The following is a 17,710-nucleotide window of genomic DNA, read 5'->3' on the forward strand; positions in this document are numbered from 1 at the left end:
CCCCGGAAACTAGCCGGGGTTGAATTGAGGAAAGCTCTTCCTGTCGATGTGATAGACGGCAAGATAGTTGTTCTCTCGGAAAAAGTTCGGGTCCTGCGTATAGGCAAAGGCATTCGTCCATCTCATTGGATGGATCTGCTGATGCACCTTGGAGACAATCCCGGCGTTACAGAATTCCATCGCATGGGCGATGCCTTCGACCATCGTGAACGAGAAACCGCCGTAAAGAGCCATGTAGAACTGGTAGGTGATATGGTCGAATACGCTGTGGACGAGCCTTTCCACAAATTGCAGGCTGGTGTCCCAGCCAATCCACTCCAGAAAGCCCGGGATGCTCTTGGCCGAATAGACCGGAATATCCCACCACCAGGTATAGATGCCCCAATTGCCGGAAATGGCCTGAATTTTTTCATGATCGACCGCCGGTGCCAGCTTGATGGCTGAGGCGTGCATGATCTGCCTTTCGGCTGAGTGGTTTACAGTCAGTGTGCCGCCGTACCAGCGGGCTTCGGAAACAACGGCTGCGGCGGCCTCAGTCCAGCCCGTTCTATTGAGAATGAAGGTCTCTGCATCGACGCACAGAAGATAGTCGTAAAGCTTATGGGCGAGAGAAAGCGCCAGGAATTTCTTGACCGTCGGCCAGGTTCTACCCTCAGCGACGACCGACAGCGCACTGCCTGAGAAATAATCCGACAGCACAATGGATGAGTAGTTCAGGAAAGGGGAGGCCTGATGCATCTCTCTGAACTGCAGGCGATCGGCATCGGTGGAAAAGACGAAAATAATGTCGTAGTCGGCACCAATGCTCTGAAACAGCAGGTTGATACCATAGATGAAATAGGCGTCGTGAATGGGCACGATAAGAGCGGTTCTGTTCTGCGGCTTCGGTGCCTCGCCGGATTCCGCCAAGAGATGCACGCCATGTTCTCCTGGCAGGCGGAACTGTCCCTCCATTTCGAGGCGTCCGTCGACAGACCGTACGGTATCGAATCGCGTGGTGACAGCAGCGTTCTGGCTCAGAAACTCGACCGCCCCGCCTTTTACGCGCCAGGAGTTTTCATTGGTATGGGAATATCCGCGCAGCCAACCGCCGCTCTCGAAGGATATCTGCGACGCAAAAACCTCTTCGGCGCCAGCTTTACCGAAGGTCCACACACGCTCCTTCATCAGTCGCTCAAGCGACAAATCATCAAGGCCGATCGTCATTGTTGCACTCCTATCCGTAGTTACAAGGCACGGTAGGAAGGCAAACTTGTATGAAGCTGTCGGTCTTCGTTTCACTTGCCTGTGCGGTTGAAGCCGACAAGGTTTATGCGGGACCGTATGCAACCAATAGCGGGCTATAGCTTACCTTTGAGCATTTCCATGAAAATCAGAAACGCCCTCGTGTACCAAATATGGTGCACGAGGGCGTGTTGTAAAAACCGGTAGGCTGTGGCGAATTATATTTATGCGGCAACCGCCGCTTTTGCCGTTGCCAGTTTGCGTTCGGCGCGTTCCTGCTGGGGCGAGCGATTGTAGAATTCGCGGTAGCATTTGGAAAAATGCGAGGCGGAGACAAAGCCGCAGGCGACGGCGACTTCCACCACTGGCATCGAGGATTGCACCAGCAGATGCCGGGCGCGGTCAAGCCGGATTTCCAGATAGTAGCGTGCCGGTGAGCGGCCCATTTCCTGGCGGAACAGCCGTTCGATCTGGCGTCGTGACAGATCCACCTTGTCGGCGATATCAAGCAGGGACAAGGGTTCGGCCAAGCTTGCTTCCATCAATTCGATGATTTGCAAGACCTTGTTGTTCTGCACGCCAAGGCGGGCGCGTAGCGGCAGGCGCTGGCGGTCTCCGGCAGCCCGGACCCGGTCGGTCAGATGCTGTTCGCAGACCCGGTTGACGAGGCCCTCGCCAAAATCCTGGCCGATCAGGTTAAGCATCATGTCAAGCGAGGCGGTACCGCCCGCGCAGGTATAGAGATTGCTGTCGACTTCATAGAGATCGGCATAGACCTCTGCCTGGGGAAAGGCTTCAGAAAAGCCCGGCAGGTTTTCCCAATGGATCGCGCAGCGCTTGCCGTTCAAAAGTCCGGCCTGCGCCAGCACATGGGCGCCGGTGCAAAGGCTGCCGACCGCGACATTGCGATTATAGGCTTCCCGCAGCCAGGCATTGACGGATTTGTTGTTAAACTCCTCGACAAACACGCCGGAACAGACAATCGCCATATTGGGCCGGTTTTCACCGGCCAGGAAACGGCGCTCATCGGCAAGCGACGAATCGACCTCGATGCTGATGCCCGATGAAGAGGACACCTTGTTGCCGTCGACTGAACAGAGCCGCCACTCATAAGCCGCATAGCCCAGCATCCTGTTGGCAATGCGCAATGTTTCGATGGCGCCCGCAAACGGCAATAGCGTGAAATTCGGGACAAGAAAAAAGACGATATTGCGTTTTTTAACAGGCGTTTTGCTCATGATGCCACCGTGCTGAGGAGATCTGCTAGAATTGACAGTTTTTAATTCCGCCAATAGCTCAAAAACGACAATAGCACGATAGAAACCGACGACAACAATTTGACATCATTATTGCCGGACCATTTGTGGGTGTTTCATCAGTCAGCCGTCATCGGGCATGGGTCGAACACCTATAGCTAGAGGATTGAAAAAACACTCTATTTTGCTTGAATATCAGGGAAAGCAAGGCCTGGAGCAGCCTTTTTGGGCGGCTTAAACCATGTCGCGACGGGTCTGCCACGTGTCGTGTGCAGGCCAGCCAAGATCCTTGCGCATATCGAAAGGGGCTTCTGCCAGCGCCTTTTCCATGGCGCGGCGTTGCCGCCAGGACTCGAGCTGGCTGAACCACGTCGAAATCGCATGCAAAGCCGATTCGGCGAGGACGATACTGCCGGTAAATAGCCGCGAAGGGCTGGAATGAGAGATGTAGGCCATGGAAAGTTCCTTTCGTTGATCTCGCCAAAAGACTTCCTGGTCCTCAGGCGGCAGAGACATCATCTGCCTTGTTCATTGATCAATAAAGCGAATGTTTGTGATCTATCGCATCGCATATTGTGATCGGTTTGCTGTTTGGCTGTTCCGGCACGACAATCCCCACGTCTTCTCGCAGGTATTCAGGCAAGCAATTAAGATGCGCCATCGCCTTTTCACGCGCCTGGCGGAGATGGCGGCTCTCACGCCAGCGCCGAAAGGCCAGCCAGAGCCGCAGCATGGGTGGAACGCGGCTGGGTGTTGCTTCGAAGACCATGCTTTTCACTCCTCCTGATATCGGTCGGCTTCGTTGCAAACAGTGTCAGGCGGAATTGACATTCAATCAAACGAAACGATATGATCTTTATGTTGAAAAAAATTGATGGTTGTCCGATGACCCTTTCCCAGTCTCCCTCCATGCCTTCCACCGTTCTGGCAGCGGCCAGTTTGCCGCTTCTGGATAATGACGTGCTGCGCACCTTCGTGGCGATTTCCGAGGTCGGCAGTTTTACCGCTGCCGCAGACATGGTGTTTCGCACCCCCTCGGCGGTATCGATGCAGATCAAGAAGCTGGAGGATCAACTGGGCGTTTCGCTGTTTCGCCGTGACGCTCGCTCCGTCACGCTGACTCCGCATGGGGCCTTGCTGCTCAGCTATGCCAAGCGCATCCTGGCCCTGAACAATGAGGCGGTGGCACGGTTTTTGGCGCCCGAGATGAATGGTGTGGTGCGGCTGGGATCGCCTGATGATATCGGCGAACTGGTCCTGCCCGGTATTCTCACCCATCTGGCGCGCACATGGCCGCATCTGGCCATTGAGGTGACGATTGCCGGTTCTGTGGAGCTGCGCAAGGCGGTGAATGAGAAGCGGCTGGACGTAACACTGTTCAATTTCCTAAACGGCATCGCCGCCGATCCCACCATGACGGTGATGAGCGAAAAGCTGGTCTGGGCCGGAAAAAAACACGGTCAGGCCCATCTGAAAACGCCGCTGCCGCTGTCTGTCTGGGATGAGAGTTGTGTGTGGCGCAAGCGCGCCATGACCGAATTGACCCGCCAGGGCAAGGAATTCCGCATCGCTTATTTCTGCGGTCACCATGTTGGGCAATATGCGGCGATTCGGGCTGATATCGCCGTCGCGCCGCTTGCCCGCTTCCTGTTGCAGGAGGATATGGTGGAACTGACCGAGCGTGATGGATTGCCGGATCTTGGCAGTTACGAGGTCGGCCTTGCCTTGTGTGAAGATGCCTCGCCGCCGGTCAAGGCTGTTGCCGATTACGTGCGTTGCGTGCTGGGAAATCGCGGCTGTGTCGACACAGCGGTGGCCGCCTGACCGGATAAAGGCAATTTGGCGACGGGGCTTGGAACGGTCCTGTTCGATCTCTACATCCTGGATGCCGCCCAAAAAGGGTCTATGCAAAGGAGATGGCAGATGAATATGCCGGTCTTGTCCGCTACGAGTGAAGGTGTTGTTGCCAGCCGTCGTTCGCCGGTGCGGGTGATTGCTGATCTGATCCGCAATCCGCTGGATGCCCTGCCGCCGCAGATCTATGATCATAAGCTGGTCTATTCGCAGTTTGGCGATGAGGTGCGGCTGCATGTGATGGACCCTGAACTGATCCATGAGGCTCTGGTCAAAAATGCAGCGGTGCTTGGCAAGGGTGAAGACGTTCGCCGTGCACTGGGTCCGGCCTTAGGGCAGGGGTTGTTGACCGCTGATGGCGCCCATTGGAAATGGCAGCGCCAATCGGTTGCCGCTGGTTTTCAATGGGAAAAGCTGAGAGGCTTCCTGCCGGCGATGGTTGCCGCAGCCGAACGCCGCCGTGATTCCTGGCAGGCCGGCGAGACGGTCGATATCGGTCATGAAATGATGCAGACGACATTTGATATCATTGTCGAGACGATGATGACAGGGCGCGACAGGATCGATGTCGCGCGGGTCGAGCAGAGCGTTACCGATTACCTCGAACCGACGGGCTGGATGTTTGCGCTTGGTATGTTGAAGGCGCCGGAATGGATACCCTATCCCGGCAAGGGAAAGGCAAGCCGCGCCGTGGACTATTTGCGGTCCGCCATGGCCACGATGATTGCCGAGCGGCGCGCTGAAGGCGTGGAACGTGCCGACCTGATCTCGATGTTGCTATCGGCTCACGATCCGGAAACAGACCGCGAAATGAACGACGAGCAGATCATCGACAACCTGCTGACCTTCATTTCCGCAGGGCATGAAACCACCGCCCTTGGGCTTGCCTGGACATTCCATCTGCTGGCTAAGCATCCGGCTATCGAACAAAAGCTACTGGACGAGTTGGGCCGTGTGGTGGGGGATGGTCCGGTTCTGGCCGAGCATGTCGAGAAATTGACCTATACCAAGCAGGTTTTCAACGAAGCCATGCGGCTCTATCCGCCAGCGCCGGTCATTACCCGGACCGCGAACGAGGCGTTTACGTTGGGCCAACACCATATCCAGGCGGGTACTATATTGCTGGTGCCAATCCATGCCATTCACCGCCATAGCCTGATCTGGGACAGGCCGGAGGTGTTCGATCCCGACCGTTTTGCGCCCGAAGCGGTTAAAGCACGGCATCGCTACGCCTTCATGCCGTTTGGGGCAGGGCCGCGCATCTGTATCGGCAGTGCTTTTGCAACCATGGAGGCCGTTGCCATTCTGGCGGTGCTGGCCAAGACTTTTCGTCTGCGCAACAAGAGCGAGGTGACACCGGAGCCGACGATGCGCATTACCCTGAGGCCGAAGAAAAAACTGATCATGGAGATTGAGAACCGGCGGGAGGACGTGCCGGTTTCAAGCTGAACCAGAGTTCTCTTTGCTACCAGATGCCTTTGGTGAGGCCCGTCCACAGCCAGCGCCAGAGGGTCGGCGGAAAATAGAGGGCGGACGGCCCGGTCGGCGTGATAGGGCTCAGCTTGCCTTCCAGAGCATCGCCAACCGCCTGGCAGGTGATGGGAAGGGCTGCTGCCGTCAACAGCATCGGATAGGTGGAGATGAAATCACCGGAGCTAGGCTGCGCACGCACCTGGTAGAGGACCGCGCCTGTATCGGTGCCCTGATCGACCAGATGCACCGTTGCGCCGAAATTGCCGCGATCGCCTTTTGCCAGCGCCCAGTAGCCGCCCATCTGACCGCGATAGGCGGGATTGATGCCAGCATGAAGATTAAGCACGGGGCAGGGCATGCTGGCCAGAACTTTGGTCGTCATCAGCCGGGTGCTGACCAACAGGATCACGCGCGGAGAGAGCTGTTGGATCGCTTCCTGTGCCTCGGGACTGTTGATGCTGCGCACAGTAGTCACTGGGATCTGCGGATTGAAATGGGGATTGGCGGCAAAGTCCCGGCAGATCGTTTCTGTGCGTTTTTGGGCTGCCCGGCGCATGAATTTGCCGGCGGCCATGGTGGCGAGCTGACCAAGTGCTGCCACGGTTCCAACCCGCCGTTGACGGCGTCGAAAAATCTCCGCCTTGCTTTCCTGTTCTTCCAAGAGGACCTGCACGTCACCGAAACGGGCTTTCAGCGCGTTGACCACCATCCACGGGTTTGGCCCCCCGGCGGTCATCACCAGAATTGCGCCTTTGCCCTGCTGCTGCCCCATGATCAATCCCCTCAAGCGCCGCTTTAGCCCATGTTATTTATGTGCTCGCGAGCAATCTGAACCAAACTTTCATAAGTGCGGATATCATGCGGCGTAAATGTTTGGTTAAAAACGCTGAAATCTTTGGGTGCGAATGAACTTTTTTCGAGTTGCCGCGTTCATGCCAATGCGAGGCACCTGTGGTGCCCGATTATCATAATAGGGGTTTATCCAATATGAACACGAAAAAGCTCGCTGCCGTTGCTGCTCTCTTTGTTGCCGCTGCCGCATTGTCGTCATGCGGTAACACGATCCGTGGTATGGGCAAAGATACAGCCAATACCGTGAATGCCACGCAGTCGGCGGGCAATAATGTCGCCAAGGCTGCTAAATAACGCAACCTAACAGCAGTTTTGCTTCACGCCCTTCAAGGGATGAAGCAAAGCTGCTTCGGGAAAGGGAAGAGGAGTTAGGTCCATGTCCATGCATCTGGTTGCCAAAGTGAGTGCTGCTTATATTCTGGCGGTTGTCGTTTCGGCCGCTGGGCATGTCGCCTTCCAGGGTCCGCCGATTCAATTTGCGGGCCAAACTCAGGAAGTGGGCATTATGACCGCTTCTGCCCAGCAGTAAGAGTGGCGTCAACGGCGGGATACAGCTAGCTTTTTTGCTCTATTCCCTCGTGAACCTTGCGTATTGGCGTCCGTGCAAGAAGACGGACCAGAAGGGTCGCGCCTTCAAATATTTGATGTGAGAGTTCACTTTTGAGATTTTGCTCGGAAAACGCACTCCGTTTGAAAATAGTCATTTGGCTTTTTGCGTTCCTCTCACCGCTTGTCGTTTCTCTAGAGCGTGCTGAGGCAGACGAACAGAATTGTCGTGACCAGACGGAAAACGGCGTTGCTTATCGTGTCTGTCGATTTGATCCCGCCACGCGCACAATTCGCATCTTCAACCGCAATGCCGACGGCGATGTCTATGGTGGGTTCGATGCATTGCGAAGCCAGCTTTGGCAGCAAAGACTGATCCTCACCTTCGCCGTCAATGGCGGTATGTATCACTCCGATCTCAGTCCCGTTGGCCTGTTCGTGGAATATGGATCGATGCGCAAGCCAGCCGAAACCGCCGATGGCTGGGGCAACTTTTACCTGAAGCCGAATGGCGTGTTTTTTATCAAAGACGGCCATGCTGGAGTGCTTGAGACCGGGCAATTCGAAGCCCAGAAGATTGAAGCGGATTTCGCCACTCAATCCGGCCCGATGCTGGTCATTGATGGTGTTCTGCACCCGAAGTTTCTTCCCACCAGCGACAGTTTGAAAATCCGCAATGGTGTCGGTATCGACGCCAGCGGCCAAGTGGTGTTTGCGTTGAGCAAAGACCCTGTGCGTTTCTACGATATGGCTACGTTCTTTCGTGACCGGTTGGGCGCGGCCAATGCACTTTATCTGGATGGGACGATTTCAAGCCTCGCCGAGCCGATGGCTGGCCGAATCGACCGGGCCTATCCGCTCGGGCCGATCATTGCGGTGGTAGACCAGCGCCCCAACTGACGCATCTCGATCTTTGTGACTATCAGTCAGTATCCTGCCTGAACGGTTCCTGTCGGCTCGGCAGGGCTGGCACATCGATGTGATCCGGTTCCAAGCCGGCCTTTTCCCGTTCTACCATCAACTCAAAAGCGCGTTCCAGATGGCGGGTGAACCGTTGCGTGTCAAAGAGCGGCGCGTGCAGCCGATTGTCCCCAATCGTCTGCCTGAGTGCGGCAAGCCGGGGCCGATCCTGCGCCAGGTCTGCGGCCAGACGCACCATATCATCCGGTGTCTCCGCCACCAATTGTGGAACGCTGAGCGCGGTCAACAGGCTTTCAGACACCCTTGAAGCGAAATTGCTGCCCTTGAAGGTGATGACCGGCAGGCCCGCCCATAGCTTGTCCGAGGTCGTGGTGTGGCCGTTATAGGGATAGGTATCGAGACCGAGATCGGCCGCCTGCATTCGGGCAATATGCGGCGCGTAACTTTCGGCGCCAGTGAAATAAAGGCGTGAACGATCGATTCCGCACCCGGCCATAAATGCGGCCAGCCGGTCGCGCTGCTCGCGTCCGGCGCAGAGAACCCACAGAATGGATGAGGGAATGGCGTCCAGCATTCTTGCCCAGAGACGCGCGGTTTGCGGGGAAATCTTGCGAACCATGTTGAAGGAGGCCAGCACGAAGGCATTTTCCGGCAGATCGAGCAGGGAGCGGGATGTGGCCGGTGGCAGCGGGCGATAGCGATTGTCGTTTGCCTGATAGGTTTCCGGCAATCGGCAGAGCCTCTCGTGATAATGGGGTTTGGATGAGTCAGGTGTGACGATCAGGTCGGAGATGACATAATCGCAATCGATCCCATAGGCGGAGCCGGGAAAACCGAGATAGGCGACCTGCAAGCGGGCAAGGCCACTATTGATCAGATCGGCGCGGACATCTTTGGTATGGCCTTTGAGATCGACCAGAATATCAAGGTCAAAGCCGCGGATGAAATCGCGTGCCGTACCATCGTCCATGCGCAGGATGTCGTGAAGATTGGGGTAGGTCTGCCGCAGTCCCCGATCCAGCTCCCTGATATCCTCTGGGGTGTGACAGAATAGGTGGATCTCGAAGCGGGCTGCGTCGTGACCCAGCAAAACACTTTGCAACAGTCGCATGGTTGGATGTTGGTCGGAAAAATCCGACGAAAGATAACCGACACGGATTTTTTTCCCGAAATGATGGGGTAGGCTGCGGCGTGCCTGGCGCGATTGCTCCGTAAATGGCTTTCCGCTGGCCATCCGGGTTTGGCGGCCATTGATCGCCTCGTCGTCACACCACAGCATGTGCTGGTAGGGATCGTCGATGTTGAAAAATGCCGGATTGGTGCCATCGCGCATCGCGGCCACCAGCGCGTGGTCGCTGGCTTCGATTTCCTTGAGGCACAATTGTCCTCGCAGCAGCCGCCGATAGGTTCTTTGCTCTTCCGGGTCGAGTGATGCGAGGTGTTGGGATTCGAGATTTTGGGATTCTGGCACTTTGCGGATCAGGGAAAGCGCCTGCTCCCCCTGATCAATCTGCATATACAAACGCGCGGCCATCAGCAGAAACATCCGGCGATTTTGCGGCTGCACATCCGCCACCCGGGCGTAAAGCTCGGCGGCCTGGAGTTTTTCCTCCAGCTTTGCATGGCATTGCGCCGCCACCAGCATCATATTGGCGTCCGGTGGACGTTTTTTCAAAAGCGGATGCAGGCGGTCGAGGCAGGCGCGCAGATCGCCCTGCTTATAGGCCTGCAAAGCCTGGAGGAAGGCCGGGGACGGACCCACGCTCACAGCGCTGATTTCGGATAGGCACGCTCCAGGCCGCCGGAGCGTGTCAGCCCCTGGCGAAAGGCCAGGTAGACGCCATGCTGGCTGGACCTGGCAATTTCCATCAAGCGGATCTGCATCCGGGCCGGGCAGCTATTGCCAAGCCATTCGCCACAGCGCTCCAGCTTCAGGGAGTTGAGGAAGCGTTGACCGGCGGATTGTTCCAGATAGGCGAACAGGCCTTCGGCAAAGGTCTCGTCCTGCTTGGGGTTTTCCAGCATCAGGGCCAGGAAGGCCTTGTCGTCATCAGAGAATCCACCCAGCTTCATGGCGACGGTGTCTCGGTCGGTAACGGCGGTGGCGGACATGATGAAGGTCTCCTGCTGTCTTGGCTTTTGCCCGGCGTGTCTGTTGTGAGTCTCTGCCGATATTATCTGCATTGGTTCTTAAACAATCGTCGCTGGAGCAGAGCTTGCGATTTTATCAACCGAATAATTCGCGGCATTGTTTGGTGATCGACCATTTGACTCCGTTGAGCCTTGCGTGAGGCTTGCGGTTGGCTTCATCCGCTGGTTGACACAGATACTGCAACGTTTGACGGTAGGATATCGCTGTTCTTCAAAGGCGAACCAAATGCGGCAAAGCTTTGCGGATATTGTATAATTACCCATTTCGAGTCTGAGCTGGGAAAATTGTCTGAGAGCTGATCCCGCCTGAATGCTATTTTCTGCAATGGGGGCTTGTCATGGGGCCCGCATTTTTCCGGAGTGTTTCTATGGCCGAACTGACTATCTGCATGCCCAGCCATCGCCCGCTCGACGGTTCGCGCGCTGCCATCGACAGTGCGCTTGCTTTTTGCGAGGCGCGGGACGCCCTGCTGGTGGTCAGCGACAATTCCGGCGATGCCGCCAAAAAAGCCTATTTGCAGGCCCTGTCTCCCCGATTGACCTATGTGGCAAGCGAGGCACAAACGGCCTTCGCCAATATGTTCAACGCTGTCGAGGCAGCCTCCACGCCCTTCATCATGCCGATGGGCGATGATGACGAGATCCTTGCTGAAGCGGATCAGGCGCCTTTCGATCTCGATGATCTGCCCTTCGATTACGTTGGCGTGCTACCGGTAACCGAAAGCTTCCTCCAGCGGTCCGAAACTGGTTCGGTTCAGGCCTTTGCCCTGGAAGAGTATGATCCTGGCGAAAGAATGCTCGCCTATCTACAGAACAGTCCGACCAACAATGGCGGTTTCTATTCCATCCTGCGCCGCGAAGTCTGGCTTGCGACAATGGATCTGTTTCTGCGATCGCATCCGACCAAGGCAGCGACATGCGATTGGGCTGTCGCACTATCCCTGTTTTCGACTGGAAAAATGGCGCATGATCCGTCGATCCGCTATCGCTACAATGCCGCAAAATGGGCTGAAAAGGCGCAGATCGATGCGGAACGCAAGGTTATGCTGCTTGAAGCCGGACTGCCGGAGAGTGCGGTTCATTATGAAATGCTTCTGCTGTTTCTCGATGTTTTCGTGCTGATCAACCGGGTCGGCTCGCCGCTTTCCATCGACGAACGCCAGCGTCTGGGCAAATTCACGGTCAACCGGTTTCTCGGCAGCTTTATCAAGGAGGTGGCCGATTCTCCTGAACTTTACGCCGAAGGCGTCACAGGTCTGGCGGAAATGGCGCTGGAAGAAACCGATAGTTTCACCCAATTCCAGATCGCCATGCTGATGGCCGAGCGGCTGCAACCGGGTCTCAAGGACAAATACGTTGCCTTCATTCAAGCTTCTATTGCTGGAGCGTAAGGACAGGCGACGGCAATCCTGACCTATTGCATGCCGAAGTTGGAGAAAATGGCGGCAAGGCAGTGGGTTGATGTCTTGCTTGCCGCCAGGATTGCTTATTCCGCCGCCAGCGCCGGTTGGGCGCCCGGTTGCACACTTTGTGCAGGTGAGACCATGGCCGAAAGGATGATCGACAGGTCGATGGTGCCGATCTGGTGCCCCGCTTTATCGGTCACTTGCGCCTCTGTGACGCCTTGCTCGACCATGGCCCGGGCCGCCGCCTCCAGAGTCGTGCGGGCGGTGAGCTTGAACTGGCCGGACTGGCTGTGTGCTGGGGCCATCACCGTGCCGATGCGGATCACCCGACCGCGATTGACCTCGCGCACGAAGGCGGAGATGTAATCGTCCGCTGGACGCAGCACGATATCCTGACCGCTGCCCTGCTGCACCACCTCGCCATCGCGCAGAATGGCGATCTTGTCGCCCAGACGCAAAGCCTCGTCCAGATCGTGGGTGATGAACACCACGGTCTTTTGCAATTCCTGCTGCAAGTCGATCAACATGGTCTGCATATCGACCCGGATCAACGGGTCCAGCGCGGAATAGGCCTCGTCCATCAAGAGGATATCGGCATCGGTTGCCAAGGCCCGCGCCAGGCCGACGCGCTGCTGCATGCCACCGGAAAGCTGGTTCGGGTAATGATTCTCAAAGCCGGAAAGCCCGACCCGCTCGATCCAGTAATGCCCCTTGGCAAGGCTTTCCTGCCGTGGCATGCCCTGGATATCGAGGCCGTAGAGGACGTTTTCCATCACGGTTCGATGTGGCAGCAGGCCGAACTTCTGAAAGACCATCGCGGTTTTCCGGCGTCGGAAATCGCGCAGCTGCGCAGGCGACATGGCGCATATGTCGGTTCCGTCATAGAGCACTTCGCCCGCTGTCGGCTCGATCAACCGGTTGATATGGCGGATCAGCGTGGATTTGCCGGAGCCTGAAAGTCCCATGACCACGGTGATCTCGCCACCGGGCATGTCGATGCTGATGTCGCGCAGGCCGAGCACGTGGTGGTGCCTGTCATTCAACTCGGCCTTGGTGATGCCCTGGCGTACGGCGTCGATATGGGCTTTCTCATCGGGGCCGAAAATCTTGTAGAGATTGCGGATGTCTATGCCGTGACTAGCCATCCAGCACCTGTGTATGTTTCTGGAGGCGTTTGCCATAGGCTTGGCTTGCCCTGTCAAAAATGATGGCGATTGCCACAAGGGCAAAGCCGTTGAGCAGGCCGATGGTGAAGAACTGGTTGGTGATGGCCTGCAGGACGTTCTTGCCAAGCCCGCCAACACCGATCATCGAGGCGATGACCACCATGGCCAGCGACATCATGATCGTCTGGTTGATGCCCGCCATGATGTTGGGCAGCGCCAGCGGGATCTGCACATTGAACAGTTTCTGCCTCTCCGACGACCCGAAAGCATCTGCCGCTTCTATGGCTTCGCGGCTGACAAGGCGGATACCGAGATTGGTGAGCCGGATAATCGGCGCGATGGCATAGATCACCACTGCGATCAGGCCCGGCACCTTGCCGATCCCGAAAATCATCACCACAGGGATCAGATAGACGAAACTCGGCATGGTCTGCATCACGTCGAGCACCGGGTTTAAGGTTGATTGGGCGCGGTCGGACCGCGCCATCCAAATGCCCAAGGGAATGCCGATGACGACGGCGCACAGCGTGCAAACGGTCACCATGGCAAGCGTTATCATGGTATCCTGCCAGAGACCGGCCATGCCGATCAAAACCATGGCAAGAGCCGTGCCGAGTGTGATGCGCCAATTGCGGCTGACGCCATAGACAATAGCGGCCAGTGCGATGATCATCACAATCCAGGGCGTATCGACGAACAGCGCCTGAAGCCAGTTCAGGAACCATTGCAGCGGCAGGGTCAATCCGTCGAGGAAATCGCCATAGGAGCGGACGAACGTCTTGAAGCCGGTATCGACGGTCTTCTTGAAACTCCGCATCAGAGTGTCATCGACCGCCGGAAACTGGCAGAGGAGGGTGGGGATATAGCTACAGATAGCGGATGCCATATGTGCTCCTTGTCGTGCGGATCAAAGCCAATGCCGATGTGTTCGGCTTTATCGATGCGGCCTGATCATTGTATTGCGGGGGGGCGGTGGCATGGCCAAGCCGCTGCGCACATGACGTTAGAGACATGTCTATCGTCATGTGCAAGTGATTGAATTCATCACGGATGAGAGATCGCGGAAAGGCAGCCTTCCGGGCTGTGTCAAAGAGCGGCCTTGACCTTTTCAGCGACGTCAGGCGAGACCCACTGTGTCCAGACATCGGGATAGGTCTTCAGGAAATATTCGGCCGCATCGGCATTGTCCGCCTGGTTTTCGCTCATCCAGGCCAGAACCTTGCCGATGGTTTCATTGTCCCACTGGCGTTTGCCGACATAGTCCATCGTCACACCTGCCTTCTCGGCAAAGTTCTTGGTAACGACACTATAGACATCCGTGACCGGATAATCGTTGACACGGGGATCTGCACAATCGGCAACCGAGGTGCAGCGGTCCCATTCCGCCTTGTCGAAGGGAGTATCCATGCCAAGCTTGACCATATCATATTTGCCGAGAATGGCGGTCGGCGCCCAATAATAGCCAAGCCATCCCTGCTTCTTTTCAATGGCATTGGCAATCGAGCCGTCCAGCGCGGCAGACGAGCCGCTATCGACAAGCTGGAAGCCCGCATCGTCACCCTTTAGCGCCTTGTAGATATTCTCCGTGGTCACCTGGCAGGCCCAACCGGATGGGCAATTGGTAACAGCACCCTTGGACGAATCTTCCGGGGCGGGGAAAAGCTCGGGATGTTTCAGCGCGTCTTGTACGGTCTTGATGTCGGGATGCTCGTCGGTGATATATTTCGGGACCCACCAGCCCTCAACGCCGCCATCCTTTAGAATGCGTGCGGCTTTGAGCAGGCGACCGTCCTTGACGGCTTCCGCCAGCGGCTTTTGAATCGTATTGACCCAAAGCTCAGGGGCCAGATCCGGCTCGCCCTTTTCGTTCATTGAGGTAAAGGTTGGCATGGTGTCGCCGGTCACCAGATTGACGGAACAACCATAACCGCTTTCCAGAATGATCTTGTCGACATTGGCCGCGACGCCGGCTGAGGCCCAGTTCATTTCCGCAATGGAGACCGAACCGCAATCGGCAGCCTGGGCAGAACCGGCCATGCCATACAATCCGGCGGCGAGTATCGTGGAAACGATCAATGTCCTCATATCGTGGAGTTCTCCGTTTTATTGGCGCATGTTTAGCGCATGGGCGTGATTGTTTCACGCATGACAGCCGATCCCGGCCGCATATTTCGCAACCCGGGTCGGGCATATTGGATGGAAGGACCGCTCGTCGGCGAGCCTGGCGGATTGTGAAGTCCGGTCCAGTCCCAAGGCAGTCCTTGTCTGTTTACGACAACGACAAGGGTAGGGTCTTGGCCGTATAAATCAACCACCTTACAGCTTTTTGTTCGAATAAATGTCGCATAAAAGCCATTAAGCATCGTGCAAACACACATGCTTTCATGGGTAAATCCGAGCGCTCTCACATCCTGATGAACCCCCAATGGATTGAAAAAAGGCAGGAATCTGGCGCTGTCAATCATGCCGGGTCCCGCTGGCTCTGTATCCTTTTCAGGAAAAACTGTGGAAAAGCCAATCTTTGACCGCCATTGCCTTCCGGCGGGCCGCAGGTCATACCACAAACCATCGACATGAGGTCTGGTAGAAGGACGCGCGGCCAAATCTGAACACGGTTGCGCTTTGAACCAAATTGCAGGAGCTGGCAAACGTCATGACACGGATGGTTATGCTCCAGGGCACTGGCTCGGATGTCGGCAAGACGGTGCTGGTGGCGGGGCTTTGCCGGTTGGCGCGGCTGCATGGACGCGTCGTGCGTCCGTTCAAGCCGCAGAACATGTCCAACAATGCCGCCGTGGCTGATGATGGCGGAGAAATCGGCAGGGCGCAATGGCTCCAGGCGCTGGCCTGTGGCGTGCCATCTTCGGTGCATATGAACCCGGTTTTGCTGAAGCCGCAAAGTGAGACCGGCAGCCAGATCATCGTGCAGGGTCGCGTGTTTGGCCAAGCGAAGGGCCGCGATTACCAACGGCTGAAACCGCAATTGCTGGGTGCCGTGCTTGACAGTTTCGAGGAGATAAAGGCCGGGGCCGATCTGGTGATTGTCGAGGGCGCAGGCTCTCCAGCCGAAATTAATTTAAGGGCTGGGGACATAGCCAATATGGGCTTTGCCACCCGCGCCAATGTGCCGGTGGTGCTGGTTGGCGATATCGATCGCGGTGGGGTGATTGCCTCGCTGGTCGGCACCCATGCCATCTTGCCGGAGGAAGACCGCCGGATGATTTGCGGCTATATTATCAACAAGTTCCGGGGAGACCAGAGCCTGTTTGCCGACGGTATCGAAGCCATTGGCCGCTACACCGGCTGGCCGAGTTTCGGCATCGTGCCTTGGCTGAAGGCTGCTGGGCGGTTGCCGCCGGAAGACAGCGTGGCGCTGGAACGATTGAGCCGCAGTTCGACCGGCGCTTTGAAGATCGCCGTGCCGGTTTTGTCACGTATTGCCAATTTCGACGATTTCGATCCGCTGGCCTCGGAGCCTTCCGTCGATCTGGTCTATGTACGTCCCGGCGAACCCTTGCCCGCCGATGCGGCGCTGGTGATTCTGCCGGGCTCCAAGGCAACGATTGGCGATCTCGCGGACCTGCGCGCGCAGGGATGGGACAAGGACCTCGCCCTGCATCGTCGGCGTGGTGGTCGGATCATCGGCATTTGCGGAGGCTATCAGATGCTTGGCAACAGTGTTACCGATCCGCTGGGGCTGGAGGGCGCTCCCTGCCGCGTCGAAGGCCTTGGTCTGCTTGAGATCGATACCGAGATGGCGCCGGAAAAGACCGTGCGCAATAGTGCGGCTCATTCGCTGGAATATGACATGGCCCTGAGCGGCTATGAAATCCACCTTGGCCAGACCGATGGCCCGGATTGTCAGCGTCCTGCCCTGACGATCCGTGGTCGCGCCGATGGGGCGATGTCCGCTGATGGCAAGGTGATGGGCACCTATCTGCATGGGCTGTTTGCCAATGACGGATACAGGGCTGCACTCTTGCAAAGCTTCGGGATCAGCAATGGTACAGTAAATTACCGGCAGAGCGTCGAACAGGCGTTGGACGATCTGGCTCGTGAGCTGGAAAGCGTGCTGGACAAGGCCTGGCTGGACCAGTTGATCGGCTGATCACTGTTCCGGTTCAAGCGGTGTGCGGCGGCGGTTCAACGCATCGGCAATCATCCAGACGCACAGCGCCCAGGCACCGCCGACCGTCCAGCCCGCGATGATATCCGTTGGCCAATGCACGCCGAGAAACACCCGGCTGACCCCGATCAGCAGCGTCAGGAACAGGCCAGCACCAAAGGTGAAATAGCGCAATTGCCATGTCGGCTGGGCGCGGGCCAGCATGGCGCCCAGCGTCAGATAGGTAATGGCCGACATCATGGCATGGCCGCTTGGAAAGCTCATGGTTTGCACTGTGACCAGATGCGGCACCACATCGGGACGGGCGCGCGAAAACAGCAGTTTCAGACCAGATTCGGCTAAGGCTCCGAGCGAAATCGACAGTCCGACAATCACGGCATTGCGGGTTTTGCCCGCCGCAAGCAGATAGAACACCGTCAGCACGGTAACGAGGGTAATCACCGTGAAGCCGCCAAGGCTGGTAATGTCGCGGACTGAATTGACCAGCCAGGGCGGGCCGATGGTCAGGCCGGGATCGTCCTTGATCCGGAGCGCCAGCAATATGGCACGATCGAAGGCATGGCTTTCCTGATCGAAGACGTCTTCTGCAATTTTTGCAAACAGCAACCCAAGACCGGCCAATACGGTCAGACTGGCGAGAAGGCGCGGCTCGATCCGGTTACGCAGACGTTCAGGCAGAAATTTCAAGGCGTGCTCCGGGTTTGGTCGTCCGCGTGTGGCTTCAATAGATAAGGC

18 protein-coding genes are annotated in these 17,710 nt (G+C 57.0%); 7 read left to right on the forward strand and 11 right to left on the reverse strand.

All coding sequences use genetic code 11. The features are described 5' to 3' along the window. Nucleotides 1-9: 9 nt before the first annotated feature. The 4 genes from IEI95_RS16600 to IEI95_RS16615 form a co-directional block, all read right to left on the reverse strand. Nucleotides 10-1,206 (reverse strand): hypothetical protein, encoded by a 1,197-nt coding sequence (locus IEI95_RS16600; RefSeq protein ID WP_194416785.1) that lies wholly within the window; start codon nt 1,204-1,206, stop codon nt 10-12. Between the two features lie 242 nt (nt 1,207-1,448). Beyond that, complete coding sequence (locus IEI95_RS16605) at nt 1,449-2,462, reverse strand: GlxA family transcriptional regulator (RefSeq protein ID WP_015916280.1); 1,014 nt, start codon at nt 2,460-2,462, stop codon at nt 1,449-1,451. A gap of 252 nt (nt 2,463-2,714) precedes the next feature. Further along, nucleotides 2,715-2,936: a hypothetical protein gene (locus IEI95_RS16610; RefSeq protein WP_156536265.1), complete on the reverse strand. Its 222-nt coding sequence runs from the start codon at nt 2,934-2,936 to the stop codon at nt 2,715-2,717. Between the two features lie 79 nt (nt 2,937-3,015). Next, nucleotides 3,016-3,249: a hypothetical protein gene (locus IEI95_RS16615; RefSeq protein WP_156536266.1), complete on the reverse strand. Its 234-nt coding sequence runs from the start codon at nt 3,247-3,249 to the stop codon at nt 3,016-3,018. Between the two features lie 116 nt (nt 3,250-3,365). Here IEI95_RS16615 and IEI95_RS16620 point away from each other — a divergent pair, with 116 nt between their 5' ends. Both IEI95_RS16620 and IEI95_RS16625 read left to right on the forward strand, forming a co-directional pair. After that, nucleotides 3,366-4,304, forward strand: a complete 939-nt coding sequence (locus tag IEI95_RS16620; protein ID WP_234624426.1) for a LysR family transcriptional regulator — start codon at nt 3,366-3,368, stop codon at nt 4,302-4,304. 99 nt (nt 4,305-4,403) lie between these two features. Next, nucleotides 4,404-5,783, forward strand: a complete 1,380-nt coding sequence (locus IEI95_RS16625) for a cytochrome P450 (protein ID WP_156536268.1) — start codon at nt 4,404-4,406, stop codon at nt 5,781-5,783. A gap of 16 nt (nt 5,784-5,799) precedes the next feature. On the opposite strand, the gene IEI95_RS16630 is transcribed toward IEI95_RS16625, so the two are convergent. Beyond that, on the reverse strand, nt 5,800-6,579 hold the full coding sequence (locus IEI95_RS16630; RefSeq protein WP_234891160.1) for a formyl transferase: 780 nt from the start codon (nt 6,577-6,579) through the stop codon (nt 5,800-5,802). 215 nt (nt 6,580-6,794) lie between these two features. On the opposite strand from IEI95_RS16630, the gene IEI95_RS16635 reads away from it, so the two are divergent. The 3 genes from IEI95_RS16635 to IEI95_RS16645 all read left to right on the forward strand — a co-directional run bounded on the left by IEI95_RS16635 (nt 6,795) and on the right by IEI95_RS16645 (nt 8,105). Continuing rightward, nucleotides 6,795-6,953, forward strand: a complete 159-nt coding sequence (locus IEI95_RS16635; RefSeq protein ID WP_070165145.1) for an entericidin domain-containing protein — start codon at nt 6,795-6,797, stop codon at nt 6,951-6,953. A gap of 82 nt (nt 6,954-7,035) precedes the next feature. Continuing rightward, nucleotides 7,036-7,188, forward strand: a complete 153-nt coding sequence (locus IEI95_RS16640) for a hypothetical protein (protein ID WP_156536269.1) — start codon at nt 7,036-7,038, stop codon at nt 7,186-7,188. 161 nt (nt 7,189-7,349) lie between these two features. Continuing rightward, complete coding sequence (locus tag IEI95_RS16645; protein ID WP_156536270.1) at nt 7,350-8,105, forward strand: phosphodiester glycosidase family protein; 756 nt, start codon at nt 7,350-7,352, stop codon at nt 8,103-8,105. A 22-nt stretch (nt 8,106-8,127) separates the two neighbouring features. On the opposite strand, the gene IEI95_RS16650 is transcribed toward IEI95_RS16645, so the two are convergent. Both IEI95_RS16650 and IEI95_RS16655 read right to left on the reverse strand, forming a co-directional pair. Further along, nucleotides 8,128-9,894, reverse strand: a complete 1,767-nt coding sequence (locus IEI95_RS16650; protein WP_156536271.1) for an O-linked N-acetylglucosamine transferase, SPINDLY family protein — start codon at nt 9,892-9,894, stop codon at nt 8,128-8,130. Continuing rightward, nucleotides 9,891-10,238 (reverse strand): hypothetical protein, encoded by a 348-nt coding sequence (locus tag IEI95_RS16655; RefSeq protein WP_156536272.1) that lies wholly within the window; start codon nt 10,236-10,238, stop codon nt 9,891-9,893. Before IEI95_RS16655 ends, IEI95_RS16650 begins: the two co-directional genes overlap by 4 nt. Nucleotides 10,239-10,645: 407 nt before the next feature. On the opposite strand from IEI95_RS16655, the gene IEI95_RS16660 reads away from it, so the two are divergent. Next, nucleotides 10,646-11,668, forward strand: coding sequence for a glycosyltransferase family 2 protein (locus IEI95_RS16660; RefSeq protein WP_194416786.1), 1,023 nt, complete (start codon nt 10,646-10,648; stop codon nt 11,666-11,668). A gap of 95 nt (nt 11,669-11,763) precedes the next feature. Here the strand turns inward: IEI95_RS16660 and IEI95_RS16665 are convergent, their stop codons facing one another. From IEI95_RS16665 to IEI95_RS16675, 3 genes are all read right to left on the reverse strand, one after another. Then, on the reverse strand, nt 11,764-12,828 hold the full coding sequence (locus tag IEI95_RS16665) for a quaternary amine ABC transporter ATP-binding protein (protein ID WP_156536274.1): 1,065 nt from the start codon (nt 12,826-12,828) through the stop codon (nt 11,764-11,766). Further along, a complete protein-coding gene (locus tag IEI95_RS16670) occupies nt 12,821-13,735 on the reverse strand; it encodes an ABC transporter permease (protein WP_194416787.1) in 915 nt (304 codons plus the stop codon). The genes IEI95_RS16665 and IEI95_RS16670 overlap by 8 nt, the downstream gene beginning before the upstream one ends. A gap of 200 nt (nt 13,736-13,935) precedes the next feature. Beyond that, entirely contained in the window at nt 13,936-14,934 is a 999-nt protein-coding gene (locus IEI95_RS16675) for an ABC transporter substrate-binding protein (RefSeq protein ID WP_156536276.1), read from the reverse strand. A gap of 568 nt (nt 14,935-15,502) precedes the next feature. Here IEI95_RS16675 and IEI95_RS16680 point away from each other — a divergent pair. Further along, nucleotides 15,503-16,957 carry a cobyric acid synthase gene (locus IEI95_RS16680; RefSeq protein ID WP_194416788.1) on the forward strand — a complete coding sequence of 485 codons (1,455 nt, stop codon included), beginning with the start codon at nt 15,503-15,505 and terminating at the stop codon, nt 16,955-16,957. Here the strand turns inward: IEI95_RS16680 and IEI95_RS16685 are convergent, their stop codons facing one another. Beyond that, on the reverse strand, nt 16,958-17,662 hold the full coding sequence (locus IEI95_RS16685; protein ID WP_234894807.1) for a phosphatase PAP2 family protein: 705 nt from the start codon (nt 17,660-17,662) through the stop codon (nt 16,958-16,960). Nucleotides 17,663-17,710: the final 48 nt, after the last annotated feature.

It is taken from the genome of Agrobacterium vitis (genome assembly GCF_014926405.1).
GTDB lineage: Bacteria > Pseudomonadota > Alphaproteobacteria > Rhizobiales > Rhizobiaceae > Allorhizobium > Allorhizobium vitis_H.

Bases quoted from the DNA above. Each gene is read 5' to 3' on its own strand.
- IEI95_RS16600 (WP_194416785.1), bottom strand. From the start codon at position 1,206: ATGACGATCGGCCTTGATGATTTGTCGCTTGAGCGACTGATGAAGGAG.
- IEI95_RS16605 (WP_015916280.1), bottom strand. From the start codon at position 2,462: ATGAGCAAAACGCCTGTTAAAAAACGCAATATCGTCTTTTTTCTTGTC.
- IEI95_RS16610 (WP_156536265.1), bottom strand. From the start codon at position 2,936: ATGGCCTACATCTCTCATTCCAGCCCTTCGCGGCTATTTACCGGCAGT.
- IEI95_RS16615 (WP_156536266.1), bottom strand. From the start codon at position 3,249: ATGGTCTTCGAAGCAACACCCAGCCGCGTTCCACCCATGCTGCGGCTC.
- IEI95_RS16620 (WP_234624426.1), top strand. From the start codon at position 3,366: ATGACCCTTTCCCAGTCTCCCTCCATGCCTTCCACCGTTCTGGCAGCG.
- IEI95_RS16625 (WP_156536268.1), top strand. From the start codon at position 4,404: ATGAATATGCCGGTCTTGTCCGCTACGAGTGAAGGTGTTGTTGCCAGC.
- IEI95_RS16630 (WP_234891160.1), bottom strand. From the start codon at position 6,579: ATGGGGCAGCAGCAGGGCAAAGGCGCAATTCTGGTGATGACCGCCGGG.
- IEI95_RS16635 (WP_070165145.1), top strand. From the start codon at position 6,795: ATGAACACGAAAAAGCTCGCTGCCGTTGCTGCTCTCTTTGTTGCCGCT.
- IEI95_RS16640 (WP_156536269.1), top strand. From the start codon at position 7,036: ATGTCCATGCATCTGGTTGCCAAAGTGAGTGCTGCTTATATTCTGGCG.
- IEI95_RS16655 (WP_156536272.1), bottom strand. From the start codon at position 10,238: ATGTCCGCCACCGCCGTTACCGACCGAGACACCGTCGCCATGAAGCTG.
- IEI95_RS16660 (WP_194416786.1), top strand. From the start codon at position 10,646: ATGGCCGAACTGACTATCTGCATGCCCAGCCATCGCCCGCTCGACGGT.
- IEI95_RS16665 (WP_156536274.1), bottom strand. From the start codon at position 12,828: ATGGCTAGTCACGGCATAGACATCCGCAATCTCTACAAGATTTTCGGC.
- IEI95_RS16670 (WP_194416787.1), bottom strand. From the start codon at position 13,735: ATGGCATCCGCTATCTGTAGCTATATCCCCACCCTCCTCTGCCAGTTT.
- IEI95_RS16675 (WP_156536276.1), bottom strand. From the start codon at position 14,934: ATGAGGACATTGATCGTTTCCACGATACTCGCCGCCGGATTGTATGGC.
- IEI95_RS16680 (WP_194416788.1), top strand. From the start codon at position 15,503: ATGACACGGATGGTTATGCTCCAGGGCACTGGCTCGGATGTCGGCAAG.